Origin of the sequence: Pseudomonas sp. NPDC089554 (assembly GCF_050280645.1) — a bacterium.
GTDB lineage: Bacteria > Pseudomonadota > Gammaproteobacteria > Pseudomonadales > Pseudomonadaceae > Aquipseudomonas.
Genome location: NZ_JBNNVR010000017.1, coordinates 34,048 through 59,787, shown reverse-complemented (window position 1 = coordinate 59,787; position 25,740 = coordinate 34,048). Strand labels below are relative to the sequence as shown.

Here is a 25,740-nt window from a genome sequence, read left to right as displayed (position 1 = left end):
TTACTAAGGGTGCGGGGGGAGTCGTGCAATGAGAAAGTCTACAGGCCATGAGTAGACACCATGGTGGCAAAACAGTAGCTTGCTGGGCAGGCGTATCGAAAAACTCTCGTGAAAGGCGCCGTACAGGACAAGGCGATAGGCCTAGAGACAGGAGGTTGAATGTTTGAGCCCATAGAAGCACTGGATATCTACAACAAAAACGTTAATATCCTGATCGGCTCGGGTGCGTCGGCGGATCTGTTTCCCACCCTGGGGTTGCAGATTCGGGATGCGCAAGGCAACTGGGAGACGATTGAAACCCTATCGACCAAGTACGCACTTCGCCCCGAAAAAAACGCGGCGCTGTTCATGCACTACTACAACACGTGCATCCACCCGGTACAGACTTTTACTCCGGCCGCGATTACCACGCCTGAGGGGCTGGAGAATCTTCAACACTACGAAGTGCTTTTGCATACGTTATTGGGGTTCCTAGACCGAAGAAAGGATGCCAATCGCAAAATCAACATCTTCACCACCAATTATGATGGCTGCCTGACGCACGCGGCTGATCGCTTACTGGTGAAAGGGGTGCACGAATTTGTTGTGAACGATGGGACGTCAGGGTTTTACAAGAAGCATTTGCACGCTAGGAATTTCAACACTTTTCAATGCCAGACTGGGGTGTTCGAGCGTGCTGCCTACGGCGTCCCGCAGTTGAACATTATTCACCTGCATGGCTCGGTCTACTGGGCGAAGAGTGGTGACAAGATTGAGGTGAACTACACGAATGATTTCAAAAAAATGCTCACCCCGCATGTCGAAAATAAGATTTCAGAGTTTTCAAAGTACTTAGTTACCAAAGGTGGTGTCACTGACGAGGTTCCGTTGGTGAAGCTTACACCTAATCAGATGGAAAAATTCTGGTACGAATATAACAAGCTGCCCATCGTTAACCCTACCAAATGGAAGTTTCACGAGACGGTTTTTGAAGAGCACTACTATCAAATGCTCAGGCTGCTCAGCTACGAGCTGGAGCGACCTAACTCGATCCTGATCACTTTCGGATTCTCCTTTGCGGACGAGCACATCCTCAAGCTTGTCCAGCGCTCGCTGTCAAACCCCAAGCTCCAGACGTTTGTTTGTGCCTATAGCCAAGGGGGCGCGCGGAAAATGCGCGACGAATTTGGCGCCTGGAGAAACGTGAAGGTCATTGGCCCGCCCGAAGGGGCGAACCTGAATTTTTCCCATTTCAACAAGCATGTCCTTTCGCTCAGCCCGCAGCCCTACGAGCCTGGGGAGGCCCACTGATGGCTATCTCGGTCGGTGAGGTTATCGCGGTCAGCGGCGTCAGGATCACCCTCAGGATATTCGAGGACTCCAACCAGGAGACCCTCTTTCACGATGGGGTGAAGTACCGAGGGGTCTCCATCCGGGAGCACTTGCTGATCCAGCGTGGATTTATCGATATCGTCTGTCTGGTCGAAGGCGAATACCTGGATGAGCGAAAGCTGGACGAAACCGCCGAAAACACCGTGTACGTCAGGAAAGTGGATGTCAGGCCTATCGGTTACGTCGCCAATCATCAGTTCTATGAGGGCGTGAAGTACATGCCGATGATCCGGGACCGCGCCTCCTTGCTCAGTGAGGAAATGGTCGGAAAGATCTACGGTGTGAATGATGGGGCCAGCTTTACCATCGGTGCGATGCTCAAGGAAAACGTCCCCATCAGTCTCCCCTGGACGCGCCTCTTTAACAGCCATCTGGGCATTTTTGGGAACACGGGCAGTGGGAAGTCGAACACCCTAGCCAAGCTCTATACGACGTTGTTTCGGGAAAAGCTTGAGGGGTTAAAGGGCAAGAGTCAGTTTGTCATCATTGATTTCAATGGTGAGTACACGGGTGGCCAGATCCTGGCGACCGCAGATAAAAAGGTGACCATTCTAGATTCCAAGAAGGGTGCGCAGAGATTCACATTGGAAAGCGCTCACTTCTGGGACGCGGAAACCCTCAGCCTGCTGTTCCAGGCCACCACCAACACGCAGGCACCGTTTCTGCGGCGGGTACTATCGGGGCGGGAGAAGTTTAAAGACATTCCGCTCGCGCATTTCTTGGTCAAAACCTTTGAGCGGGTATTTGCTGCCGCAGAGCCTAAACCGGAAGCGCTGGAGCTGACCCGCGAGGTCGCCCGAATTGTCGACTCGGAAGCGCTTCAATACCATTTGGCCGGGGTCAAATACCATGCACAGTATAAGTATTTTAGAGCGCTGGAAGGCCATTACTACGATTCTGATGGGCAGGCATTTGCTGCCTTTTTACAGCCGTTCCTAGCTGAGCATGTGAAGCTGGAGGCGCTGGATCAATTCGATGAGCTACTTTTGCGGTGTTATCTACAGCTCTCCAACGATGTCGTGATGGGCTACGCGCAATACGAGCATATCCAGCCCGTATTGGCCAGGGCGAGATCTTCTCTATCGGGATTGCGTAATGTGCTGCACATCGTCGATGACGCACCGCCACCTGATCTGTTGCATGTCATTTCGCTTAAAAAATGCAAGAACGATGTGAAGAAAATTCTACCGATGCTTATTGCCAAGAGTTTTTATGTGAACCACAAGGAAGCGGAAGGGCTGAACAGCCCTCCGACGAAAACCCTGCACCTGATCATTGATGAGGCACATAACATTCTCTCCGAACAATCTACTCGAGAGCATGAAATCTGGAAGGATTATCGGTTGGAGCTGTTTGAGGAAATCATCAAGGAAGGACGAAAATATGGTGTGTACCTGACGCTCTCCAGCCAACGGCCTGCGGACATTTCACCCACTATCGTCTCTCAGATTCACAATTTCTTCATTCATCGTTTGGTCAATGAGCGTGACTTGATGTTGCTCGATAATACGATCAGTACATTGGACACCTCGTCCAAATCGTTGATACCTACCTTAGCCAAAGGATGCTGCGTACTCACTGGAACGGCCTTCGATTTGCCGATGATCCTGAAGGTAGATCCACTGCTGGAAGGACATAGGCCCGCGAGTGATGATGTCAATCTTGACGCGCTTTGGGAAACTCCATAAGTATTAACTGCGTGGGCATAGTGAACAGCCCCTAGTTTCTTCGACACTTATTCATATCAAGCTGAGACCGATGCTGACGGATTTTATAGCCCAGCCTATTACCGTAAGGGAAATTAGCTTGGTAATTGTATCCAACTCCGTCCTTTTTAGTCATGGCTTCAGTCGACGCGCATGGCGGGTGAGCGGTACATCAGGAGCCTGATCAGCTGTTCTAGTTTCGAGTGGTGCCTCTGCTAGTGAGTGGAATTATTGTTTTTAACAAAGGTGCTGAGATGAATTATCTACAAGAAATAAAATATTGGTCTGATGAAAAATGGCGGGATTTTGGTTTAGAGTTTCTTCAGCAGGCTGGATGGGATCGTGATTGGGTATCTGATTTTGATGTCTTTAGCGTGGAGGGAAAGAGATTTTTAGTAAGTCTACGGCACAACATTAATGGTGGTGCTGTCGGTACTAGCATCGAAAAGGATATAACTTCGCGTATGCGACGTGCCAATGCAGAGGGGTTTATTGGTTTTTATTCAGGGGAGTTTACGACAAGCCTGCAGGTGCGCCTCAAAACTTTGAATTGTCATGTGGAGTTAATTGGTGGGGTGCAGGTATCAGTGCTTCTGCCATATTCTAGTTCTAGCTTCATCGATAAGTTTTTTGGTGGTAGGGAGGATGGTTGGAATTGGGCTTGGAATTACTATTTGAATAAAGAGAGTGAGGTAGAGTATAAGCCGCTTTTTTGTATGTGTGGGTGCGGCAAGGATATTTTGGAGGGGCCTCGTTCAATAGGGTGGTCGGCGGCTTTTGTTCATCTGTCGAAAGATAAGCTATACTTTATATATGGTGTAAAAGACCACATATTTAAAGTTTGCGAGGATAACACTCCATGTGGCTGGATGGAGGTTAATCAGATATTACACCCCGATCAGTTCAATATCTGGAATGGTCAGCTTAAGGACTATCTGCGTGAAAATCCAAATTTTGATTTGAGCGAATACCACGGTCATAAACGAATTTTTGTATCAAGAATTTTACAGCGCATGCGATCTGTCAATGCTGGCTTCTTTTTTTCGGTTGAGGAGTTTTGATGCATATCTTCGATCAGCTTAGTTCCCACCAATGGGAATATTTTGCGAGCTATTATTTAGCCAGTCAAGGTTACACAGTACTAGAGCCTCCATCAGTCGGGCCAGATCAAGGGAAGGATTTGATTGCTCAATTAGACGATGTAACCTATCTAGTTAGTTGCAAGCATTTTTCTAGAGCTCAGCGCCCTGTTTATGCTGGAGATGAGTGCTCGGTTCTAGATAGGTTGATACAGCATGGAGCTCAGAAGTTTATTGGGTTTTATTCAACGTCTGGAAGCGTGTCTCTTTCTGAAAGCTTAGAGGCGGATGAGGTTGATTATGTGATTTTTGATGGGCTGTCTATTTTCGAAAATATGATGGATGTGTCTTTTTCTGTTCATCAAAGTTTGTTTCGAGAGATAGGGTTTGTCAGGGCTAAAACTTTCGGTCAGGAATACCGCCCATTGTTATGTCAGTGCGGCTGTGGCAATGATGTTCTAGGTAGTGCGTTAGAGTCTAGTGTTTATTTAACACTCCAAGAAGAAGGGGTGAGTGTTGAATGGTGTCTCGATAGGCATATTGATCGTTCTCATAAATTTATTTTGGCTGAAGCGAATGTGGAGAGCTGTTTTTCGCTCATTGGATTAAATAAGGTTATAGATGAGCATGAGCGAATTTTGGAGAGCGCCTCTGAAGTTTCTCCGTCATTTGATGAGCGGTACACTACATTTCTTGAGGTTGTTCATCAAATGATCTATCCGGTCGACTGATTTTCTGGTCTGCGGTGTATGTTCTTCTGCAAGACTTGTTAGTAGAGTGCTCGGAGTGTCGGCAATCTAGGTGATCAACGAAGTGTCGTGACGAGCACGTGGGTACCCGTTGTTGAATCAATAAAATGTAAACAGCTCGCCCGTCGCCTGGATTTTGTTTACACTTTCCCTGATTGGAGATCTTTATGCGTACCCAATACCCTGATTTGAGGTTTACGCTATCAACGTGCATAGAACCGTTCATGGATCCCTACCGGTTCAGCTGGAATCTGCAATGACAGCGATGAACACCGGTTGGAAGGCGGTAACGTGTTGATTTGGCTTCGTTTTGCCTGGCAGATTGATCAAATTTGATCAACCAGTAGGAACGTGTTAGCATTGATCTCAAGAATAGCCCCCACGCCTCGGGCGGGACTTGTCCCGTACTGCGCACCAGGGGGTTAGTTATTTCTGGCCCCATGCCCCCGCAGGATGCTTTGGCATGCCGCAAGCACCCCTCTATTTCCTCAAGCCTGCGAAGCCACCCAACGCTCTGCTGCGCCACCTGAGACTCAAAGGCTTAGGCACCCGCGGACAGCGAGACAAAGCGTTGCACGCCCTAGAGTTCATCGGCTATCACCGCCTGCTGATCTACATGCGGCCGCTGCAGGACCCTCAAAAGCGGTTCTTTGCCACCGTCCAGTTCGACGATATCCTACAGCTTTATGACTTCGATCGCCGGCTACGCCTCGTGTTCTTGGATGCGATTGATCGCATTGAGGTCGCGTTCCGTGCAGCGATCATCAACACCTTGGCTCTGGACAAGACCTGCGGTAGTCATTTCTACATGGACGCCATCCACTTCAAGGATTGCAAAGCTCATCGCGACGTCATGAAACAGGTGCTGGGCCTTCCGGAAAAAAATGCGGCCATCAAGCATTACTACGATAACTACAACACGCCGGCCCTGCCGCCTGTGTGGACGGTTCTCGAGGCGATGACCATCGGCCAGCTTTCGCGCCTGTTCAGTGATCTGCACCTGGATCATCGCAAAACTGTAGCGGCCAAATTCGGGTACGACGAGTCCGTGTTGGTGACTTGGCTGAAAAGCCTGACCATCCTGCGAAATGTCTGCGCCCACCATGGCAGGCTGTGGAACGCATCGATCACCGCAGATGCGCCGAAATACGCCAAGGCTATTGCCGGTGAGTTTCCCAGTCACAATGATCGAGGGCGCATTTTTGCCCGAGCAGTCGTCGTCCAGGCTTTGCTCGAAAAAATCGACCCCACCTCCGACTGGAAGGTACGGTTCAAGCAGTTGATGTCGACCCTGCCTACGGTCGGCTTAGGGAAAGCAGGCCGAACCACGGCCGAGCTAGGCCTGGTGGCAGGTTGGGAGATCCGGCCATTCTGGTCCTGACTTAGGAGTGCGCCCGGCTGGGGAGAAGTGTAAACAACAGAGCTTTAAATCTTGGTTGTGTTTACATTTCTTGGGCAGATGACACATGACTCATCACCAAGGCGTTGATTCGAAAGGAAATCTGAGTTGTTTACGATGTTTTGGTGAGTACAACCGTTCTGATGCTGCCGTGAAAAAAACCGCCACTGAGCCAGTGGCGGTTTTTTTTGCCTGAATATCGGCCTCGCTCCCCTGTTGACCCCCGTCATCGCACTTCCCGGATTCTTGGCTAGGCTTAATGGTGGCGGTATCTACCTACCGCCACCGTGATGTCCCGAGAGGCGCCGGCAACGTCCCGTGCGCCCACACCTGATCAGGAGTGCACGATGGATCTCAACCGTCGGCAGTTCTTCAAGGCCGCTGCCATAGGCCTTGGAGGCTCGAGCCTCGCGGCGTTGGGCATGGCCCCGACACCTGCGTTCGCCGAGCAGGTGCGCCACTTCAAGCTGGCGCACACTAAAGAAGCCCGCAACACCTGCCCCTACTGTTCGGTCGGCTGCGGCCTGATCCTGTACAGCCAGGGCGATGCCGGGAAAAACGTCAAGCAGAGCATCATCCACATCGAGGGCGACGCCGACCACCCGGTCAACCGCGGCACGCTGTGCCCGAAAGGTGCGGGCCTGCTCGACTTCATCCACAGCCCCAGCCGCCTCAAGTACCCCGAGGTACGCAAGGCGGGCAGCAAGGAGTGGGTCCGCGTCAGCTGGGACGAAGCGCTTGACCGCGTTGCCACGCTGATGAAAGAGGATCGTGACGCCAACTTCATCGAGAAGAACGCCCAGGGCCAGACCGTCAACCGTTGGGTCAGCACCGGCTTTCTCGCCGCGTCTGCTGCATCCAGCGAAGCCGGCTACCTGACCCACAAGGTCGTCCGTTCTCTCGGCATGCTGGGGTTCGATAACCAGGCACGTGTCTGACACGGCCCGACGGTGGCAAGTCTTGCCCCGACGTTTGGCCGTGGTGCGATGACCAACCATTGGTCTGATATCGCCAACGCAAACCTGGTCCTGGTAATGGGCGGCAACGCAGCCGAGGCACATCCCTGTGGCTTCAAATGGGTGACCGAGGCCAAGGCGCACAACCAGGCGCGACTGATCGTGGTCGACCCACGTTTCACCCGCACCGCCTCGGTGGCGGACTACTACGCGCCGATCCGCACCGGTAGCGACATCGCCTTCATGGGCGGGTTGATCAACTACCTGCTGAGCACCGACAAGATTCAGCACGAATACGTGCGTAACTACACCGACGTGTCGTTCATCGTCAAAGAGAGCTACGGCTTCGAAGACGGCCTGTTCAGTGGCTATGACGCGGCCAAGCGCGTCTATGCGGACAAGTCCGGCTGGGGCTACGAGCTTGGCGAGGACGGTTTCGCCCAGGTCGACCCGACCCTGCAGCACCCGCGTTGCGTGTTCCAGCTGATGAAACAGCACTACAGCCGCTACACGCCTGAGTTGGCGAGCATGACCTGTGGCATGCCTCAGGACCAGATGATGAAGATCTGGGAAGAGATCGCCACCTGCTCGGCGCCGGGCAAGACCATGACCATCCTCTACGCGCTGGGCTGGACACAGCACTCGATTGGCGCGCAGATCATCCGCAGTGCGGCCATGGTGCAGTTGCTGCTGGGTAACGTCGGCATGCCGGGCGGTGGCGTCAACGCCTTGCGCGGCCACTCCAACATCCAGGGGCTGACCGACCTCGGGCTGTTGTCCAACTCGCTGCCGGGCTACCTCACCTTGGGCGGCGATGCCGAGCAGGACTATGCTGCCTTTGTCGACAAACGCGCGTCCAAGCCGCTGCGCCCAGGGCAGCTGTCGTACTGGCAGAACTACGGCAAGTTCCACGTCAGCCTGATGAAGGCCTGGTATGGCGCCAAGGCCACCGCCGAGAACAACTGGGGCTATGACTGGCTGCCCAAGCTCGACGTACCGGCCTACGACGTGCTGCGCATGTTCGAGATGATGAGCCAGGGCAAGGTCAACGGCTATATCTGCCAGGGCTTCAACCCGATCGCCGCGCTGCCGGACAAGAACCGCGTCACCGCTGCATTGGGCAAGCTCAAGTGGCTGGTCATCATGGACCCGCTGGCCACCGAAACGTCCGAGTTCTGGCGTAACGCCGGGCCTTACAACGATGTCGATACCGGCAGCATCCAGACCGAGGTGATCCGCCTGCCCACCACCTGCTTTGCCGAGGAAGACGGCTCGCTGGTCAACAGCAGCCGCTGGCTGCAATGGCACTGGAAAGGCGCCGATGGCCCGGGCGAGACGCGCACTGATGTGCACATCATGAGCGAGCTGTTCCTGCGTCTACGCGAGCGTTACAAGGCCGAGGGCGGTGCGTACCCCGACGCGATGATGAACATCAGTTGGCCCTACAAGGTGCCGGAAGAGCCCTCGCCGGAAGAGCTGGCCAAGGAGATGAACGGCTGGGCGGTCAGTGACCTCACCGACGCTACCGGCGCCACGCTCAAAAGCGGCCAGCAACTGGCCGGCTTCGCCCAGCTCAAGGACGACGGCAGCACCGCCTCGGGCTGCTGGATCTTCTGCGGCAGCTGGACCGAGCAGGGCAACCAGATGGCCCGGCGCGACAACAGTGACCCTTATGGCATGCACCAAGTGCAGAACTGGGCCTGGGCGTGGCCGGCGAACCGCCGCATCCTCTACAACCGCGCCTCCAGCGACCCTCAGGGCAGGCCCTGGGACCCGGAGAAAAAGCGCTTGGTGTGGTGGAACGGCAAGGCTTGGGGTGGCACCGACGTGCCGGACTTCAAGGCTGACTCGCCACCGGAGGCGGGGATGAACCCGTTCATCATGAACCCCGAGGGCGTGGCGCGCTTCTTCGCCATCGACAAGATGGCCGAAGGGCCGTTCCCCGAGCACTACGAGCCGTTCGAGACGCCCATTGGTGTCAACCCGCTGCACCCGCAGAACCCCAAGGCCACCAGCAACCCGGCCGGTCGGGTGTTCGACTCGGTGTGGGACACGCTCGGCAAGCACGAGGAGTTCCCCTACGCGGCCACCAGCTATCGCCTGACCGAGCATTTCCACTTCTGGAGCAAGCACTGCCAGCTCAACTCGATCATCCAGCCCGAGCAGTTCGTCGAGATCGGCGAGGTGCTGGCGGCCGAGAAGGGCATCAAGGCCGGTGACCGGGTGAGGGTGTCGAGCAAGCGCGGGTTTATCGAGGCGGTGGCGGTGGTGACCAAGCGGATTCGTCCGCTGCAGGTCAACAACCAGACCGTCCACCAGATCGGCATCCCGTTGCACTGGGGCTTCACCGGTTCTACTCGGCATGGCTACCTGACCAACACCCTGGTGCCGTTCCTCGGTGATGGCAACACCCAGACGCCGGAGTCCAAGTCGTTCCTCGTCAATGTGGAGAAAGTCTGATGGCCCAGCAAGATATCATCGCCCGCTCGGCCACCACGACCGTACCCTCTTCGGTACGCCAGCAGCAGGAAGTGGCCAAGCTGATCGACACCACCAAGTGCATCGGCTGCAAGGCCTGCCAGGTGGCGTGTTCGGAGTGGAACGAACTGCGTGACGAGGTTGGCCACAATCACGGCACCTACGACAACCCCCAGGACCTGACCGCCGACACCTGGACGCTGATGCGCTTCACTGAGCATGAGCGCGACGATGGCAACCTCGAGTGGCTGATCCGCAAGGACGGCTGCATGCACTGCGCCGACCCCGGCTGCCTCAAGGCCTGCCCGAGCCCTGGCGCGATCATCAAGCACGCCAACGGCATCGTCGACTTCAACCAGGACCACTGCATCGGCTGTGGCTACTGCATCACCGGCTGCCCGTTCAACATCCCGCGCATTTCGCAGAAAGACCACAAGGCCTACAAGTGCAGCCTGTGTTCCGACCGCGTGGCCGTGGGCCTGGAGCCGGCCTGCGTGAAGACCTGCCCGACCGGGGCCATCGTCTTCGGCAGCAAGGAGGAGATGAAGGTGCATGCCGACGAACGCATCGTCGACTTGAAGTCCCGTGGCTATGAGAACGCGGGTTTGTATGACCCGGACGGCGTGGGCGGCACCCACGTGATGTACGTGTTGCACCACGCCGACACCCCGCGCCTGTACGCCGGCCTGCCGGACCAGCCGGTGATCAGCCCGCTGGTGGGGCTGTGGAAGGGCATCAGCAAGCCGCTGGCGCTGCTGGCCATGGGCGCAGCGGTGCTGGCTGGGTTCTTCCACTATGTGCGGGTCGGCCCGCAGCGGGTGGAGGAGGATGAACACCCCGCGCCAACCGATGCCAGCGTGCACCAGGTGGACCCGGCGGTTCACGTCTACGACCCGGGCAAGCCCGGCGGGCAAGGGGAGCAGCGGCCATGAAAGACAACAAGCCCATCCTGCGCTACAACGCCAACGAGCGGACCAACCACTGGATCGTCGCGATCCTGTTCTTCATGGCCGGGCTGTCGGGGCTGGCGCTTTTCCACCCGGCGCTGTTCTGGCTGAGCCACCTGTTCGGCGGTGGGCCGTGGACACGCATCCTGCACCCGTTCCTGGGCGTGGCGATGTTCGTGTTCTTCCTCGGCCTGGTGGTGCGCTTCTGGCGCGCCAACTTCATCACCGCCAACGACCGCCTGTGGCTACGCCGTGTCGACCGGGTGATGCGCAACGAAGAAGAGGGCGTACCGCCGATTGGCAAGTACAACGCCGGGCAGAAGCTGCTGTTCTGGACCCTGCTGCTGTGCATGCTGGTGCTGCTGGTGAGTGGCGTGGTGATCTGGCGCGCCTACTTCAGCGAGTTCTTCGGCATCGGCGCCATTCGCCTGGCCAGCTTGCTGCACGCGCTGGCGGCCTTCGTGTTGGTGCTGAGCATCATCGTGCACATCTATGCGGGCATCTGGATCAAGGGCTCGGTCGGCGCCATGCTGCATGGCTGGGTCAGCCGCGCCTGGGCACGCAAGCACCATGAACTGTGGTACCGCGACGTGACCGGCGACAAGTCGCCGCCGCGTCACGGTGGAAAAGAAGGATGAACGCTTGAGCACGATACTCGAACCTGGGCAGATCGAAGCCTCGGCGGTGATGCCGCCTTTCCTGCACCTGCCGCCCGCCAACCTGTTCGAACTGCGCGCCGCGCGCCTGGAGCGGCTTGCCGAAGGCCATGCGCTGGGGGACTACCTGCGCCTGGTCGCCCAGCTTTGTCATCTTCAGCAGCGCCTGGTGGACCATCCACCCAGCGACCTACCGGTGGCCGAGGCGCGTCAACGCTTGTGCCTGAACCACGGGTTGCCACCCCTGGCGGCCGACAGCCTGGTGCGCGAAGGGGCCTGGCTGGTGTGGTTGCAGGCGTTGATAGACGAACTCCAGGCTCCAGCTTCAGGGCCCTTGGCCGAAGCGCTGCGAGCGTTGCGCGCGAGTGATGAAACCCAGCGCAAAGGCTGGGGCATCGCTTTGCTCGGTGGGCAGTACGATGCTGTGCCGCCGGCGCTGGTGCCGTTCATCGGTGCGGCGCTGCAAGCGGCTTGGTCCAGCTGGCTGCTGGCGCTACCGGCGACGGAGCTCAAGCCTGCGGGCAGCCTGGGCCAATGCCCTGCCTGCGGCTCGCCGGCCATGGCCGGGCTGGTGCGCAACCGCGGCAAGCACAACGGCCTGCGCTACCTGGCCTGCTCGTTGTGCGCTTGCGAGTGGCACGTGGTGCGGGTCAAGTGCGTGTACTGCGAGTCGAGCAAGGATTTGCGCTACACCAGCCTGGAAGACGACCGCCATGCGCCGGGCAAGGCGCCGCTGCGTGCCGAATGCTGTCCGGGGTGCAACACCTACCTCAAGCATTGCTACCTGGAGAACGACGCGGGCGGTGACGCGCTGGCCGATGATCTGGCCAGCCTGGCACTGGATATCCGCCTGGATGACGAAGGCTTCCAGCGCCTGGCGCCGAACCTGCTGCTGGCGCCGGGGTGACGGGCGGCGTCTACACTTCAATACCGAGTCGCCCTATTCGCGGGCAAGCCCGCTCCTACAGGCATTGCGCTTAACCCTGTAGGAGCGGGCTTGCCCGCGAATAGGCCATCACAGACACCGGATCAGTCGAAGGCCATACCGCATGTCTTCAAGCCTCCCCAGCCAAGCCCCACGCCTGCCCTCCATCGATACCCTGCTACGCCACCCCGCCGGCCTCTCGTTGATCGACCGCCATGGCCGCGATGCCGCCCTGGCTGCCTTGCGCCAGTTGCTCGACGACCTGCGCGAACCCGCTCGCCTGGGCCAACTGAGCGCCGCCGAACTGGCTGCCGAAGTGCTCCTGGGCCGCGCTGGCGAACGCCTGGCAAACCAGCAGAAAAGCCAGGTACGCCGCGTCTTCAACCTCACCGGCACCGTGCTGCACACCAACCTCGGCCGCGCCCTGCTGCCGGAAGAAGCCGTACAGGCAATGGAAACCGCCGCGCGCTACCCGCTCAACCTGGAGTTCGACCTGGCCACCGGCAAGCGCGGCGACCGCGACGACCTGATCGAAGGCCTGATTCGCGAGCTGACCGGCGCCGAGGCGGTTACCGTGGTCAACAACAATGCCGCTGCCGTATTGCTGGCGCTCAACAGCCTGGGCGCCCGCAAGGAGGGCGTCATCTCCAGGGGCGAACTGATCGAGATCGGCGGCGCCTTCCGCATTCCCGACATCATGGCCCGGGCGGGTGTACGCCTGCATGAGATCGGCACCACCAACCGCACTCATGCCCGTGACTACGAAGCGGCGATCAACCCGCGCACCGGCTTGCTGATGCGGGTGCATTGCAGCAACTACAGCATCCAGGGCTTCACCACCCAAGTGCCCACTGCCGAGCTTGCGCAGATCGCCCAGCGTCACGGCTTGCCGCTGCTCGAAGACCTGGGCAGCGGCAGCCTGCTCGACCTGACCCGCTGGGGCTTGCCCGCCGAGCCCACGGTGCGCCAGGCCCTGGCCGATGGCGCCGACATCGTCACTTTCAGTGGCGACAAGCTGCTCGGTGGCCCGCAGGCGGGCATTATCGTCGGGCGCAGAGAATTGATCGCCAAGATCAAGAAGAACCCACTCAAGCGTGCCCTGCGTGTCGACAAGATCACCCTGGCCGCCCTGGAGGCCGTGCTGGCGCTGTACCGAAACCCGGACCGCCTGGCCGAACGCCTGCCCAGCCTGCGGCTGCTCACCCGGCCCCAGGCCGATATCGCCGCCCAGGCCGAGCGCCTGGCGCCGGAGCTGGCAGCACGTCTGGGCGAGCAATGGGCCATTACGGTGGAGCAGGCCTTGGGCATGATCGGCAGCGGCAGCCAGCCGGTCGCACGCCTGCCCAGTGCTGCGCTGTGCCTGCGTCCGCTGGTGTCGAAAAAGCTGCTTGGGCGCAGCCTGCGGGTGCTGGAGCGCGCCCTTCGCGAGCTGCCTGTGCCGGTGCTGGGGCGGATCGACGACGATGCCCTGTGGCTCGACCTGCGCCAGCTGGACGACGAGCTCGGCTGGCTGGCGCAGCTGCCGGCCTTGCGACTAGGGCCGGTGCAGTGATCGTCGGCACCGCCGGGCATATCGACCATGGCAAGACCGCGCTGCTCCAGGCCCTGACCGGCCAGGCCGGTGACCAGCGCCAGGAAGAGCGTGCCCGGGGCATGACCATCGACCTCGGCTACCGCTACTCGGCCCTGGCCGAAGGTGCGCCGTTGACGGGCTTCATCGATGTGCCGGGGCACGAGCGTTTTATCCACAACATGCTCGCTGGCGCCCATGGCATCGACCTGGTGCTGCTGGTGGTGGCCGCCGACGATGGTGTGATGCCGCAGACCCGTGAACACCTGGCGATCATCGAGCTGCTGGGCATTCCCCAGGCCCTGGTGGCGATCAGCAAGTGCGACCGGGTAGAGGCTGGACGGGTGGCCGAGGTGCAGGCGCAGGTCGCGCAATTGTTAGCGCCGGGGCCTTATGCCGAGGCTCGGCAGTTTGCGCTATCCAGCGTTACCGGCGAGGGTGTCGATGAGCTGCGTAGCGCGTTGCTCGATGCGGCGGCGCAGGTACAGCAGCGCAGTGTGCGCGGCGGTTTTCGCCTGGCCATAGACCGGGCGTTCGCGGTACCTGGCGCCGGCGTGGTGGTGACCGGCACCGCGTTGGCTGGCCGGGTTACGGCAGGCGACACCTTGCTGCTGGGCAAGGCCGGCAAGCCGGTGCGCGTACGTGGGCTGCATGCGCAGAACCAGCCTGCACTGGTGGCGCAGGCCGGGCAGCGGGTGGCGCTGAACATCAGTGCCGAACGGCTGGCTGTCGAGCAGGTGCGCCGTGGCGACTGGCTGCTGCCGGCGTGGCTGCACGCGCCGAGCACGCGGGTGGATATCGAACTGATGTTGTTGCCTGGCGAGATGCGGGCGTTCGAGCACTACAGCGCTGTCCATGTGCACCTGGGGACCCAGGATGTCACCGCCAGGGTCGCGCTGCTGGAGGGCGAGACGCTCGGCGCGGGCCAGCGCATGTTCGCCCAGCTGCTGCTCAATGCCCCTTTGCAGGCGGTGCATGGCGACCGCCTGGTGCTGCGCGACCAGCGTGCCCAGCGAACGCTCGGGGGCGGCCGGGTGCTCGACCCCTTCGCGCCCAGTCGCCAGCGTCGTAGCGACACCCGCCTGAACCAGTTGCAGGTGCTGCGCAAGGCTACAAGCCTGGAGCATGCCCTGCCGGCCTTGCTCGAAACCGCCCCGGCCGGACTCGACCCGCAACGCCTGGAGCGCCAGTTCAACCGCCTGCGGGAAAGCTGGCAGTTGCCAGAGGAGGTGCAGGTCATCGCCACGCGCCAGGGGCAGTTGCTGTTCGCCAGTGCGCAATGGCAGGCGCTGAAGACCCAGGTACTGGAGCAACTGGCGTTGTTCCACACCCAGGAGCCCGACCAGCTCGGCCCGGACCGCGACCGCCTGCGCAGGTTTTGTGCCTTGGCATTGGAGCGCCCGGCGTTCGTCAGCCTGCTGGATGAAATCATCGGCGAAGGGGCGATCGCCAGCAGCGGCCCCTGGCTGCATCTGCCCGATCACAAGGTGCAACTGAGCGAAGCCGACGCTGCGCTTTGGGCGCGTTTGCAACCCCGCTTGCTCGAAGGCGCGTTCGACCCGCCCTGGGTGCGCACCCTGGCCAGCGAAGAGCAGGTGGAGGAAAGCGAAGTGCGCCTGTTGCTGCGCAAGCTGGCGCGTCTGGGCGTGCTGCACCAGGTGGTGCGCGACCTGTTCTACCCTGAGCAGACGATCCAGCGCATGGCCGCGTTGCTGTTGCAGCAATCAGCCGCTACCCCGATAGTGCAGGTGGCTGCGTTTCGCGATATGTTGGGCATCGGTCGCAAGCGCAGTGTGCAGATACTGGAATACTTCGACCGCCTCGGCCTCACCCGCAGGGTGGCCGACCAGCGTCACATTCGCGCCGACAGCGCGCTGGCCCAGCAGCAGGCCAGTCCCTGAGTTCAAGGAAGGCAATCGCGCCCGGTGGCGCGGCCGGGCTTCAAACCCGGTTGGGGACGGCAGCCGTTCCCGGGCAGGTTCGACTCCCGCTGCCTTCCGCCAATTTCGTTGTGACCCTTCAAATGCATTCGCGGGAAAGCCCGCTTCTACAGGTATTGCGCCGGCCTGTAGGAGCGGGCTTGCCCGCGAATGCGTACTAACTGGCGAAACGCTAGGCGCGCTCACCACACAGGTCCAGCGCGAACCAATGCTCCGCCACCTGCACCTCGAGCCCCGCACCCAGCAGCGCAAACAGCTTGCCCAGCGCCGCCTCGCGGGTCATACCGCCGGCGCTGACCAGCCCGGTATCGCGCAGCTTGCTGCCCGCGGCATAGGTGTCGAACACCACCGAGCCTTCCGGGCACTGGCTGATCGCAACGATCATCACCCCACGCAGACGCGCCTCATGCAGCACATCGAGCAGGGCCTGGTCGTCCGATGGGCCGGTACCGCTGCCATAGCACTCCAGTACCAGACCCTGCACGCCAGTGCTCAGCAGCCCGCGTACATGCCCCGCACCCAGGCCCGGGAACACCGGCAACACCGCCAGGTCGACCGGCTGGCGTGGCTGGCGGTAATCGAGGTGGGCGGGAATCGTGCTGGCGTGCTCGCCTTCGCGGTGGCGAGCCGGGGCGGTGAAGGCGTCGAAGGCCTCGCTGCGCAGCTTCGAGGTGCGGCAGCCATGCAGCAGTTGGCCATTGAAATACAGCTGCACACCCGCTTGCAGGCCGCTTTCGAACAGCGCCAGGGCACCACAGAGGTTGTCCCAGGCATCGCTGCCCGGGGCACCGGCCGGCAACATGGAACCGGTCAGCAGCACCGGCACCGGCAAGCCCAGCAGCAGGAACGATAGTGCCGCCGCGCTGTAGGCCAGGGTGTCGGTGCCGTGTAGTACCAGCACGCCGTCATGGCCGTCACGCTCCACCGCTTCGACGATGGCATCGCGCATGGCCAGCCAGTTGGCTTGCTGCATGTTGGCGCTGTCGAGCAAGGGGTTCAGTTCACGCAAGGTCCATTGCAGTTTCGGCGCCTCGGGGCGCTGGGCCAGGTGTTCACGCATCCGTGCGTCGAAGCCGCCAGCCGGCGCCAGGCCCGAAGGGGTCTCAAGCATGCCGATGGTGCCGCCGGTATAGAGGACGAGAAGGTTCTGCACTGCACCCATGGGAAGGTTCCGTTGCGAAGAGCGAGGAGGGGGCAGCCGCCCGCGAGCGGGGCGGCTGGACGGGGCAGGGTATCAGCGCTGCTGCTGGAGTTCGCCAGTCATTTTGTCAGCGGCTGTTTCAGCTTGAACAGGGGTCGGCCAGGCGGCGCGGTCCAGGTCCAGGTCGGCGAACTTGCTGGCGTCGAACACCGGCTGCTTGATGCCGGCCTTGCGCTGCTGGTCGTAGTCGCGCATCACCCGCAGGCCGATGTTGAACAGCAGGGCCAGGGCGATCAGGTTGACGAACGCCAGGCACGTCATGGTGATGTCGGCGAAGGCGAACACAGTCGACAGGTCTTGCATCGAGCCCCACACCACCAGGGCCAGTACCAGGCCACGGAAGGTCATCAGCACCGCGCGGTTGCGGGTCATGAATTGCAGGCTGTTCTCGCCCAGGTAGTAGTTGTAGAGGATGCAGGTGAAGACGAACAGCGACAGTGCGACGCTGACGAACACGCGGCCCCAGTCACCGACCACGGCAGCCAGCGAGTTCTGGGTCAGGACGATGCCGTCACCTTCGAAGCCCGGGGTGTAGAAGCCCGACAACAGAATCAGCAGCGCAGTGCAGGTGCAGATCACGAAGGTGTCGAGGAACACGCTGAAGGCCTGGACCACGCCTTGCGCGCCCGGGTGCTTCACCGCCGCCACGGCGGCTACGTTCGGCGCACTGCCCAGGCCCGCTTCGTTGGCGAACACGCCCCGCTTCACGCCCATGACGATGGCGCTGCCGAGCAGGCCGGCGAAGGCTGGGTCGAGGCCGAAGGCGCTCTTGAAGATGGTCTCCAGCATGGCCGGCACGTGGTCGATCTGGGTGCCGATCACGTACAGGGTCACGCCGATGTAGGCCAGGGTCTTGACCGGTACCAGCAGGTCGGACACCGCCGCGATGCGCTTGATGCCGCCAATGAAGGTAATGGCCAGCAGCACGGCCAGGACGATACCGGTGTGTTTCGGGTCGAAGGCGAAGGCGTTCTGCAGCGAGTGGGTCACGGTGTACGACTGCAGGCCGATGAAGGCGAAGCCGTAGGTGACCAGCAGCAGGATCGAGAACACGATCGCCATGCTTTTCAGCTTCAGGCCGTGCTGGATGTAGTACGCCGGGCCGCCGCGGTACAGGCCATCGCCATCGGCGCGCTTGTACACCTGCGCCAGGGTGCATTCGAAGAAGCTGCTGGACATGCCCACCAGTGCGGTGACCCACATCCAGAACACCGCACCTGGGCCGCCGAGGGTCACGGCAATGCCGACACCGGCGATGTTACCGGCGCCAACCCGGCCTGCCAGGCTCAGCATCAGGGCCTGGAACGAGCTCAGCTGGCCCGCCTGGCCGCGAAGGGATTCCTTGAAAACGCCGAACATGTGGCCGAAATGGCGGAACTGGACGAAGCGCGAGCGGATGGTGAAGTAACCGCCGAGTCCGACGATCAGCACGATGAGCAGTTTTCCGGAAAGGAAATCGTTGAGGGCTTCGAGCATTGGAAAATGACCTCGATTCTTATTCTTCGCGTGGAATGACCAGCGGTAATACAGGCGTACCGCTGCCGTTTGCGCGCATGGTTGGCCATGACACCAATAGTTACAATTTCGCGCCTTGCTCTATTTTGGTGCGACTTGATGCTAGAATTGCGTCACCCGCATCATCCGGAACGCTTTTTCATGGCCGATCATTTCGCCGCCAACCTCAAGCTCGCTTGCAGTCACTACCGCTCTATCTCGGAGGTTTGCCGGCAGCTGTCGATCAACCGTGCGCAGTTCAACCGCTACTTGAACGGCCAGAGTCGGCCGACGACCTATAACCTCAAGCGCATCGGCGACTTCTTCGGGGTCGAGGATTTCGAGCTGGTTGCACCACCGGAACAGTTCGCCCGTCTGATTGGCGCGCGCAACCCGACAGCGCTGGCCAACACCCAGGACGACCCGATCAGCGAACTGTTCAAGCCCCTGCATGCACAGGCCGGCAACCTGTCGCGCTACTGCGGGTACTACTTCGAATACTCCAACTGCATGTCGGTGCCGGGGTCGATCCTGGTGTCGCTGGTGCACCTGTGGGAAGAACGCGGCAGCTTCCTGTTCGAGCGCCAGGAACGCCAGGAGCGCAGCACCGCCACCAGCCAGAACGGTGAAGTGCGTTGCCGCTACCTGGGCGCGGCGTTCCAGTTGCAGGACCGGGTGTTCCTGATCGACTACGAGTCGCTGACCTTCAATGAGATGAGCCAGACCATCCTCATCCCCAGCTTCAAGAGCTGCATCAGCCGCCTGAACGGCCTGAAGACCGGCGTTTCCAGCGGCGACCGGCGCAACCCGGCCTGCACCCGGGTGGTGTGGGAATACCTGGGCGAGGAAATCAACCGCATCAACGCCTACCGCCAGGTCAAGCTGTACCGCCCGGATGACCCGCGTATCGATGATGACGTGCGCGAACGCCTGAGCGTCGGGCCGCTGAGCAACGGTCTGTTCGAGATCGAATAGCCACCGGGCACCGCTCAGCGCTGCTCAAGAATGAACCCCGCCACTGTCTCGGCCACCAAGTCCGCCACTTCCGGTGCATCGCGCAGGTGCGCGGCAATGCCGTGGTCGCAGTCGGTCAGCATCAGGCATTCCACATGCGGCGCGGGCACCGAGCGCAGCAGCGCATGGGTGACCTCCTCGGGAATTGGGCTGTAGCGCTGCACGCCCGCCAGCCAGCGGGTACCTGCCGATGTGCCCGCTCCTTGGCCGTAGGCCTTGGAGTTCAGCCCGTCGTATTCACCGACCACCAGCAGCACGCGCCCCGGGAACTGACGCAGGAAGTCATAACTGTCGCACTCGAGGAAACCGTAGGGCTTGCGGATCGCGTGGGTGAAGGCCGGGCCGAAGGGTTGGTCGTGGGCGGCATCGGGGTATACCGCCGGGCAGATCAGCACCAGTGTGTCTACCGCAGGCAACTGCGCCGCCAGCTTCAGGGCAATGGCGCCCCCCAGGCTGTGGCCGACCAGGGTGGTGCAGCGCGAGGCGACATGTTGATGAAAGCGCAGGGCCTCCTCGCGGTTGATGGCCAGCGTTGCAGCTGGCGCACCGGGTTCGCTGGCCAGGCTGTGCCCCGACAGGTTGGCGCAGAGCGAGCCGATGCCGTGCTGCTGCAAGCGGTAGAGCAAGGGGTTGAGGCGGGTGAAGTCGGAGCGCGCACCACCGACCACGAACAGCGGAGGAGCTCGTTCGATATCCGGAACCAGCAGCCGAGCCTGTTGCTGGTAGCCATAGAACTGCTCGGTGACGAAGCGTTCGGTGCCCGGGGCTGGCTCGTCGTACTGCCAGGTGCTGCGCTGGGGAGTGGTGCTCGCGAAGTCCATTGCGCCTCTGTGCAAAAAGCCATTTCAGGGCCGGGGCCAGGTCATCACCCCGCCTGACGAGGATAGCGACAGTGCCTCGGCGTTGCACGCGACATCGCGCCAACTCCCCAGGTTGGACTTCCCTGGGCGGAAACCGCAAAATGGCTTTTTTCCTTCAATTGATCTGAGCGGACCTGCTGACTCTATGCGTATGCGCCTGATGCTGTTGGGTGGTGGCAATGCCCTCGGGCAAGCGCTGATTCGTCTTGGGGCCGAGGAAGACATTGCGTTCCTGGCACCACGCCCGCCGGAAAACGGCTGGGATGCGGCGAGCCTTACGGTGCTGCTCGACGAACACCGGCCCGATGCCCTGGTCAACCTGGCTTATTACTTCGACTGGTTCCAGGCCGAGTCGGTCAGCGATTCGCGCCTGGCCCAGCAAGAGCGCGCGGTCGAACGGCTCGCCGAATTGTGCCAGCACCACCAGATCACGCTCGTGCAACCCTCCAGCTACCGGGTGTTCGACGGCTCGCGGGCGACGGCCTACAGCGAGAAGGACGAGCCGGTGCCGCTCGGCCAGCGTGGCCAGGCGCTGTGGCGCATCGAACAGAGCGTGCGCGCCACCTGCCCGCACCATGTGCTGCTGCGTTTCGGCTGGTTGCTCGATGAAAGCATCGACGGTGCGCTCGGGCGCTTCCTGACCCGCGCCGAGCAGCCCCACGAGCTGCTGCTGGCCGACGATCGGCGTGGCAACCCGACGCCGGTGGACGACGCTGCGCGGGTGATCCTCTCGGTGCTCAAGCAGCTCGACTGCACGGCGCCGCTGTGGGGCACCTACCACTACGCTGGCAACGAGGCCACTACGCTGCTGGCGCTGGGGCAGGCGATCCTGTCCGAGGCCGCCCAGTGGCACAAGCTGGCCGTGCAGGCCCCCACGGCCCAGGCCCACGCTGCGCGCCCGGATGCCAGCGAAGAGCCGCAGCACGCGGTGCTGGCCTGCAAGAAAATCCTTCATACCTTCGGTATCAAGCCGCGCGCCTGGCGTGCCGGCTTGCCACCCCTACTGGATCGGTTCTACCGCCATGGCTGATGCTCCCATCCTGATTACCGGCGGCGCCGGCTTCATTGGTTCCCACCTGTGCGATGCGTTACTCGACAAAGGCTACGCGGTGCGCGTGCTCGATGACCTCTCCACCGGCAAGCGCAGCAACCTGCGCCTCGACCACCCGGGCTTGGAATTGATCGAAGGCGATGTCGCCGACGCGGCGCTGGTCGCCCGCGCCGTCGAGGGTTGTGCGGCGGTGGTGCACCTGGCGGCGGTCGCCTCGGTGCAGGCTTCGGTCGAGGACCCGGTGAAGACCCACCAGAGCAACTTCATCGGCACCCTCAATGTGTGCGAGGCCATGCGCCTGAAAGGAGTGCGCCGGGTGCTGTACGCCTCCAGCGCGGCGGTGTACGGCAACAATGGCGAAGGCCATTCGATTACCGAGGACACGCCCAAGGCACCGCTGACCCCCTATGCGTCCGACAAGCTGGCCAGCGAGCATTACCTGGACTTCTACCGCCGCCAGCATGGCCTGGAGCCGGTAGTGTTTCGCTTCTTCAACATCTTTGGCCCACGCCAGGACCCCTCCTCGCCGTACTCCGGGGTGATCAGCATCTTCTGCGAGCGTGCTACCCAGGGCGTGCCGATCACGCTGTTCGGCGATGGCGAGCAGACCCGCGACTTCATCTATGTCGGCGACCTGGTCAAGGTGATGGTGCAGGCACTGGAATTGACGCAGGTGGAGGAAGGGGCGGTGAACATCGGCCTGAACCAGGCCACTTCGCTGAACCAGTTGCTGGCGGCGCTGGGCAAGGTGGTCGGCAGCCTGCCAGCGGTCAGCCATGGGCCGGCGCGTTCGGGCGATATCCGTCATTCGCGGGCGGACAACACGCGCCTGCTGGCACGTTTCGACTTCCCCGAGCCGACCACGATGGTCGAGGGGCTGGCGAAGTTGCTGGGCAAGGCCTGATTTTCAGGTGTGCTTACACAAAAAGACCGCCGCTCGTGAGAGCGGCGGTTTTTTTGTAGCCGTGGGCTGAAACCCTTAGAACTTGTAGCCGATTCCGACCATGTAGACCCATGGGTCCACATCCACGTCGACCTTGGTCTTGCCCACGCCCAGGGCGGTCGGGCCGTTGATGGTGGCCTTGGTGTCGATGTCCATGTACCAGACCGCGGCGTTCACCAGCAGGTTGTCGGTGATCATGTAGTCCATGCCCAACTGGCCGGCGAAGCCGATCGAGTCCTGCACCTTCATGTTGCTGAAGCCTTGCTGCTTGCGGTTGCCGGTCAGGTCTTCGTCGAAGAACAGGGTGTAGTTGATGCCGACGCCGGCGTAGGGCTGGAACTTCGAGCCGGCCTCCAGCGGGTAGTACTGCAGCGACAGGGTCGGTGGCAGTTGCTTGACGTCCGCCAGCTTGCCATCAAGGCCGGCGCCCAGGCCCTTCACGCCTACTTCGTGCTTGAACGGCGTGGCGGCGAGCAGCTCGATACCAACGTGGTCGGTGAGCATGTAGGCGAAGGTCAGGCCCAGCTGGGTGTCGCTGGTCAGGGTGGCCTTGGTGCCCGAGGCCTTGGCGCCGTCGAGCCGCAGGTCGCCGCTGTTTTCGTTCGGCGCGGTGGTGATGGCGCCGGAGCGAACGATGAAGTCACCCGCCTTGTGGGCGTGGGCGACAGGGGCTGCCAGCGCAAGGGCAATGAGTGAGGCGCTGAGCAAGGTCTTGTTCATGGAAGCTCCCAAAGGACGTGTGTAAGTGAGTAGTCCAATGGTACGCAACCGTTTAAACGGAAGGTTTGACCCAGCTCAAGCCACGGGGGTGAAAGCATTGATCTGGCTCAAGAAAACGCCCGTCGCCTACTGCAGCTCATAGGCGTAGATTTTCTCGGCTTCCATCTGGTAGCCGGCATCCGCCAGCTCGCTGCGGGTGGCCTTGACCTGCATGCGGCCTTCGATCCAGTAGGGCTGGTAGAGGTCTTCGACGCGCACGCCCATCTCGCTGACGATGTGCACGATCTGGTTCGGCGGCGGTGGTGGCACGTGGATGCAGGCGCCGTAGTAAGGCACCAGCAGGAACTCGGTGGTGCGGCCTTCCTCGCTGACCTCCAGCGGCACGATGTAGCCGGGCAGCTTGACCTGCTGCCCGTCCAGCGCCTTGACCACCGGGGCATCGAGCGCTGGCTGGTGCGCGGCCGGGGCGGACTCGGCGGCCAGGGCGTCACTCAGCGAGCTGCCCATCTGCGACAGGTTGTGCAGCGGCGTCAGCTGCGGCGGGATCACCGGCGCGCCTTCGGGAATCAGCGCTGGCCAATCCAGCTCGCGAGGTTCATCTGCCCAGGCCGGGATGATCAGCACCAGCAGGAGCAACAGGAGGATCTGCAGCGCCCTCTGCGAGGGCGCGGTGGTGTTTTCAAGCTGGCTGAACATGGACACGTCTCAAAGGTGGATCGACAGGCCGTCGGCCAGTGACTGTCGGTAGGCGCGCCACGCTGGCACGCTGCCCATCAGCAGTGCTGCGCCGAGGATAACAGCCAGCAGCGTCCATTCGTGCGCGCTGGGCAGCGCCAGTGGCAGGTATAGCCCATAGTTGGCCTGCACATACCCCTGGGCCAGGGCGATACCGGCATACAGCAAGCCCAGGCCGGCAACGATACCGCTGACCGCCAGCGCCAGGGCCTCGAGCACCAGGAGCCCGGCGATATGCCAGGGACGCGCGCCGACCGACCGCAAAATGGCCATTTCCCGGCGGCGTTCGTTGAGGCTGGTGAGAATCGCCGTGAGCATGCCGATCAACCCGGTCAGCACCACGAACAGCGACACCACGAACAGCGCCTGTTCCGCCGTGCCCATCAGGCTCCACAGCTCTTGCAGGGCCACCCCCGGCAGAATCGCCAGCAGCGGCTCGCCGCGGTACTCGTTGATTTCCCGTTGCAGGCTGAAGGTGGCGATCTTGCTGTTCAAACCGAGCAGAACGGCGGTGATGGCGCTTGGTTGCAGGTCCATGCCACGTGCCTGGTCGGCGCTGATGCGCCCCGCGCCGCGGGCGGGCACGCCATTGTGCCAGTCGACATGGATCGCCTCCATGCCGGCCAGACTGATGTGCAAGGTGCGGTCCACCGGGGTGCCGGTGCGTTGCAGCACGCCGACCACGGTGAAGGGCTTGTCGTCGTGCTTGACCAGGCTGATGGCCGCCACGCCATGGGCCAGCACCAGGGTGTCGCCGAGCTTGTAGTGCAGCGCCTCGGCCACTTCGGCGCCGAGCACCACTTCGAACGGGTCGTCGGCGAAGGGGCGACCCTGGCTCAGTTGCAGGTTCTGTCGGCGGCCGTACTGGTAGTGGCTGAAGTAGTCGCCGGTGGTTCCCATCACCCGGTAGCCGCGGTGCGAGTCGCCCAGGGAAATGGGAATGGCCCATTTCACCCGACGGTCTTGGGCGTAATGCTGATAGCTGTCCCAGCGGATGTTGTTGGTGGCGTTGCCGATGCGGAACACCGAGTACAGCAACAGGTTCACCGAGCCCGAGCGCGCACCGACGATCAGGTCGGTGCCACTGAGGGTGCTGGCGAAGCTGGTGCGGGCTTCGGTGCGTACCCGCTCGACCGCCAGCAGCAGGCACACCGACAAGGCGATGGCAAAGGCGGTGAGAAAGGCCGTGAAACGGCGGTTGGCCAGGCTGGCCAAGGCAAGGCGGAGCAGGTACATCAGGCCTCCCGGGGCTTGGCGGCGCGGTTGAGCTCGGCCAGGGACAGGTGACGGTCGAACAGCGGCGCCAGGCTTTGGTCGTGGCTGACGAACAGCAGGCTGGAACCGGCGGCGCGGCATTCATCGAACAATAGGCGGATGAACGCCTCGCGGGTGTCGGCATCGAGCGCTGAAGTGGGCTCGTCGGCAATCACCAGTTCCGGCTGGCCGATCAGTGCGCGGGCGGCGGCGACGCGCTGCTGCTGGCCGATCGACAGGCTGCCTGCGCGCCGCGCGAGCATTGCCGGATCGTCCAGGCCCAGGTGGGCGAGCAGCTGCGCGGCGCCCTGGTCGATGCTGCCGTGGCGCTGCACGGCGCGTTGGGCGCGGGTTTTCGAGAAGCGGCAGGGCAGCTCGACGTTTTCCCGCACGCTGAGAAAGGGCAGCAGGTTGAACTGCTGGAAGATATAGCCGGTGTGGTCGACCCGGAAGCGGTCGCGAGCACCCTGGCCGAGCTGGGCCAGGTCTTGGCCCAGCAGGCGGATGCTGCCCTGGCCTGGGCGGTTCACCCCGCCCAGCAGGCCGAGCAGGGTGGTCTTGCCGCTGCCGCTGGGGCCCTTGAGGAACAACGCTTCGCCCGCTTCCAGGCGGAATGCGGGAATGTCCAGAAGCGGCGCCTGGCCCGGCCAGGCGAACGCCAGGTCATTGAGCTCGATCAGCGGCTGGCTCAT

21 protein-coding genes and 1 tRNA gene are annotated in these 25,740 nt (G+C 61.4%); 15 read left to right on the top strand and 7 right to left on the bottom strand.

Translation table 11 applies throughout. The features are described 5' to 3' along the window. The first annotated feature begins 159 nt into the window (after positions 1 to 159). The 12 genes from ACQKPE_RS08005 (at position 160) to ACQKPE_RS07950 (ending at position 15,839) form a co-directional block, all read left to right on the top strand. Positions 160 to 1,290, top strand: a complete 1,131-nt coding sequence (locus ACQKPE_RS08005) for a hypothetical protein (RefSeq protein ID WP_427664734.1) — start codon at positions 160 to 162, stop codon at positions 1,288 to 1,290. After that, entirely contained in the window at positions 1,290 to 3,059 is a 1,770-nt protein-coding gene (locus ACQKPE_RS08000; RefSeq protein ID WP_427664732.1) for an ATP-binding protein, read from the top strand. The genes ACQKPE_RS08005 and ACQKPE_RS08000 overlap by 1 nt, the downstream gene beginning before the upstream one ends. A gap of 272 nt (positions 3,060 to 3,331) precedes the next feature. Beyond that, positions 3,332 to 4,138 carry a hypothetical protein gene (locus tag ACQKPE_RS07995; RefSeq protein ID WP_427664730.1) on the top strand — a complete coding sequence of 269 codons (807 nt, stop codon included), beginning with the start codon at positions 3,332 to 3,334 and terminating at the stop codon, positions 4,136 to 4,138. Next, the gene (locus ACQKPE_RS07990; RefSeq protein ID WP_427664728.1) at positions 4,138 to 4,887 is read left to right on the top strand and encodes a restriction endonuclease; all 750 of its coding nucleotides are present in this window, start codon (positions 4,138 to 4,140) and stop codon (positions 4,885 to 4,887) included. Before ACQKPE_RS07995 ends, ACQKPE_RS07990 begins: the two co-directional genes overlap by 1 nt. Positions 4,888 to 5,368: 481 nt before the next feature. Then, positions 5,369 to 6,286: an Abi family protein gene (locus ACQKPE_RS07985; RefSeq protein ID WP_114731470.1), complete on the top strand. Its 918-nt coding sequence runs from the start codon at positions 5,369 to 5,371 to the stop codon at positions 6,284 to 6,286. A gap of 365 nt (positions 6,287 to 6,651) precedes the next feature. Further along, positions 6,652 to 9,720 (top strand): formate dehydrogenase-N subunit alpha, encoded by a 3,069-nt coding sequence (gene fdnG, locus ACQKPE_RS07980; RefSeq protein WP_427664726.1) that lies wholly within the window; start codon positions 6,652 to 6,654, stop codon positions 9,718 to 9,720. Further along, positions 9,720 to 10,670, top strand: a complete 951-nt coding sequence (gene fdxH / locus ACQKPE_RS07975; RefSeq protein WP_427664725.1) for a formate dehydrogenase subunit beta — start codon at positions 9,720 to 9,722, stop codon at positions 10,668 to 10,670. The genes fdnG and fdxH overlap by 1 nt, the downstream gene beginning before the upstream one ends. Continuing rightward, on the top strand, positions 10,667 to 11,323 hold the full coding sequence (locus ACQKPE_RS07970) for a formate dehydrogenase subunit gamma (protein WP_427664723.1): 657 nt from the start codon (positions 10,667 to 10,669) through the stop codon (positions 11,321 to 11,323). The genes fdxH and ACQKPE_RS07970 overlap by 4 nt, the downstream gene beginning before the upstream one ends. Positions 11,324 to 11,327: 4 nt before the next feature. Continuing rightward, complete coding sequence (gene fdhE, locus ACQKPE_RS07965) at positions 11,328 to 12,248, top strand: formate dehydrogenase accessory protein FdhE (RefSeq protein ID WP_427664721.1); 921 nt, start codon at positions 11,328 to 11,330, stop codon at positions 12,246 to 12,248. 142 nt (positions 12,249 to 12,390) lie between these two features. After that, positions 12,391 to 13,818 carry an L-seryl-tRNA(Sec) selenium transferase gene (gene selA, locus ACQKPE_RS07960; protein WP_427664719.1) on the top strand — a complete coding sequence of 476 codons (1,428 nt, stop codon included), beginning with the start codon at positions 12,391 to 12,393 and terminating at the stop codon, positions 13,816 to 13,818. Beyond that, complete coding sequence (gene selB, locus ACQKPE_RS07955) at positions 13,815 to 15,737, top strand: selenocysteine-specific translation elongation factor (RefSeq protein ID WP_427664717.1); 1,923 nt, start codon at positions 13,815 to 13,817, stop codon at positions 15,735 to 15,737. The genes selA and selB overlap by 4 nt, the downstream gene beginning before the upstream one ends. Positions 15,738 to 15,743: 6 nt before the next feature. Then, positions 15,744 to 15,839, top strand: a tRNA-Sec gene (locus ACQKPE_RS07950). 109 nt (positions 15,840 to 15,948) lie between these two features. Here ACQKPE_RS07950 and ACQKPE_RS07945 read toward each other — a convergent pair. Both ACQKPE_RS07945 and ACQKPE_RS07940 read right to left on the bottom strand, forming a co-directional pair. Then, complete coding sequence (locus ACQKPE_RS07945; RefSeq protein ID WP_427664715.1) at positions 15,949 to 16,938, bottom strand: asparaginase; 990 nt, start codon at positions 16,936 to 16,938, stop codon at positions 15,949 to 15,951. Between the two features lie 72 nt (positions 16,939 to 17,010). Continuing rightward, positions 17,011 to 18,453 carry an alanine/glycine:cation symporter family protein gene (locus tag ACQKPE_RS07940; RefSeq protein WP_427664714.1) on the bottom strand — a complete coding sequence of 481 codons (1,443 nt, stop codon included), beginning with the start codon at positions 18,451 to 18,453 and terminating at the stop codon, positions 17,011 to 17,013. Between the two features lie 180 nt (positions 18,454 to 18,633). On the opposite strand from ACQKPE_RS07940, the gene ACQKPE_RS07935 reads away from it, so the two are divergent. Next, positions 18,634 to 19,446 (top strand): XRE family transcriptional regulator, encoded by an 813-nt coding sequence (locus tag ACQKPE_RS07935; protein WP_427664713.1) that lies wholly within the window; start codon positions 18,634 to 18,636, stop codon positions 19,444 to 19,446. Positions 19,447 to 19,460: 14 nt separating this feature from the next. Here ACQKPE_RS07935 and ACQKPE_RS07930 read toward each other — a convergent pair whose 3' ends face one another. After that, positions 19,461 to 20,306 carry an alpha/beta fold hydrolase gene (locus tag ACQKPE_RS07930; protein ID WP_427664711.1) on the bottom strand — a complete coding sequence of 282 codons (846 nt, stop codon included), beginning with the start codon at positions 20,304 to 20,306 and terminating at the stop codon, positions 19,461 to 19,463. Positions 20,307 to 20,490: 184 nt separating this feature from the next. Between ACQKPE_RS07930 and ACQKPE_RS07925 the strand changes: the two genes are divergently transcribed. After that, positions 20,491 to 21,375, top strand: coding sequence for a sugar nucleotide-binding protein (locus tag ACQKPE_RS07925; RefSeq protein ID WP_427664710.1), 885 nt, complete (start codon positions 20,491 to 20,493; stop codon positions 21,373 to 21,375). Then, the gene (locus ACQKPE_RS07920; RefSeq protein ID WP_427664708.1) at positions 21,368 to 22,300 is read left to right on the top strand and encodes an NAD-dependent epimerase/dehydratase family protein; all 933 of its coding nucleotides are present in this window, start codon (positions 21,368 to 21,370) and stop codon (positions 22,298 to 22,300) included. Before ACQKPE_RS07925 ends, ACQKPE_RS07920 begins: the two co-directional genes overlap by 8 nt. A 75-nt stretch (positions 22,301 to 22,375) precedes the next feature. Here ACQKPE_RS07920 and ACQKPE_RS07915 read toward each other — a convergent pair whose 3' ends face one another. From ACQKPE_RS07915 to ACQKPE_RS07900, 4 genes are all read right to left on the bottom strand, one after another. Further along, a complete protein-coding gene (locus ACQKPE_RS07915) occupies positions 22,376 to 23,059 on the bottom strand; it encodes an OmpW/AlkL family protein (RefSeq protein WP_427664706.1) in 684 nt (227 codons plus the stop codon). A gap of 126 nt (positions 23,060 to 23,185) precedes the next feature. Then, entirely contained in the window at positions 23,186 to 23,710 is a 525-nt protein-coding gene (locus ACQKPE_RS07910) for a DUF3299 domain-containing protein (RefSeq protein ID WP_427664752.1), read from the bottom strand. A 54-nt stretch (positions 23,711 to 23,764) separates the two neighbouring features. After that, a complete protein-coding gene (locus ACQKPE_RS07905) occupies positions 23,765 to 25,030 on the bottom strand; it encodes an ABC transporter permease (protein WP_427664705.1) in 1,266 nt (421 codons plus the stop codon). After that, a complete protein-coding gene (locus tag ACQKPE_RS07900) occupies positions 25,030 to 25,740 on the bottom strand; it encodes an ABC transporter ATP-binding protein (RefSeq protein ID WP_427664703.1) in 711 nt (236 codons plus the stop codon). Before ACQKPE_RS07900 ends, ACQKPE_RS07905 begins: the two co-directional genes overlap by 1 nt.

Bases quoted from the DNA above. Each gene is read 5' to 3' on its own strand.
- ACQKPE_RS08005 (WP_427664734.1), top strand. From the start codon at position 160: ATGTTTGAGCCCATAGAAGCACTGGATATCTACAACAAAAACGTTAAT.
- ACQKPE_RS08000 (WP_427664732.1), top strand. From the start codon at position 1,290: ATGGCTATCTCGGTCGGTGAGGTTATCGCGGTCAGCGGCGTCAGGATC.
- ACQKPE_RS07995 (WP_427664730.1), top strand. From the start codon at position 3,332: ATGAATTATCTACAAGAAATAAAATATTGGTCTGATGAAAAATGGCGG.
- ACQKPE_RS07990 (WP_427664728.1), top strand. From the start codon at position 4,138: ATGCATATCTTCGATCAGCTTAGTTCCCACCAATGGGAATATTTTGCG.
- ACQKPE_RS07985 (WP_114731470.1), top strand. From the start codon at position 5,369: ATGCCGCAAGCACCCCTCTATTTCCTCAAGCCTGCGAAGCCACCCAAC.
- fdxH (WP_427664725.1), top strand. From the start codon at position 9,720: ATGGCCCAGCAAGATATCATCGCCCGCTCGGCCACCACGACCGTACCC.
- ACQKPE_RS07970 (WP_427664723.1), top strand. From the start codon at position 10,667: ATGAAAGACAACAAGCCCATCCTGCGCTACAACGCCAACGAGCGGACC.
- selA (WP_427664719.1), top strand. From the start codon at position 12,391: ATGTCTTCAAGCCTCCCCAGCCAAGCCCCACGCCTGCCCTCCATCGAT.
- ACQKPE_RS07945 (WP_427664715.1), bottom strand. From the start codon at position 16,938: ATGGGTGCAGTGCAGAACCTTCTCGTCCTCTATACCGGCGGCACCATC.
- ACQKPE_RS07940 (WP_427664714.1), bottom strand. From the start codon at position 18,453: ATGCTCGAAGCCCTCAACGATTTCCTTTCCGGAAAACTGCTCATCGTG.
- ACQKPE_RS07935 (WP_427664713.1), top strand. From the start codon at position 18,634: ATGGCCGATCATTTCGCCGCCAACCTCAAGCTCGCTTGCAGTCACTAC.
- ACQKPE_RS07930 (WP_427664711.1), bottom strand. From the start codon at position 20,306: ATGGACTTCGCGAGCACCACTCCCCAGCGCAGCACCTGGCAGTACGAC.
- ACQKPE_RS07925 (WP_427664710.1), top strand. From the start codon at position 20,491: ATGCGTATGCGCCTGATGCTGTTGGGTGGTGGCAATGCCCTCGGGCAA.
- ACQKPE_RS07920 (WP_427664708.1), top strand. From the start codon at position 21,368: ATGGCTGATGCTCCCATCCTGATTACCGGCGGCGCCGGCTTCATTGGT.
- ACQKPE_RS07915 (WP_427664706.1), bottom strand. From the start codon at position 23,059: ATGAACAAGACCTTGCTCAGCGCCTCACTCATTGCCCTTGCGCTGGCA.
- ACQKPE_RS07905 (WP_427664705.1), bottom strand. From the start codon at position 25,030: ATGTACCTGCTCCGCCTTGCCTTGGCCAGCCTGGCCAACCGCCGTTTC.
- ACQKPE_RS07900 (WP_427664703.1), bottom strand. From the start codon at position 25,740: ATGAGCCAGCCGCTGATCGAGCTCAATGACCTGGCGTTCGCCTGGCCG.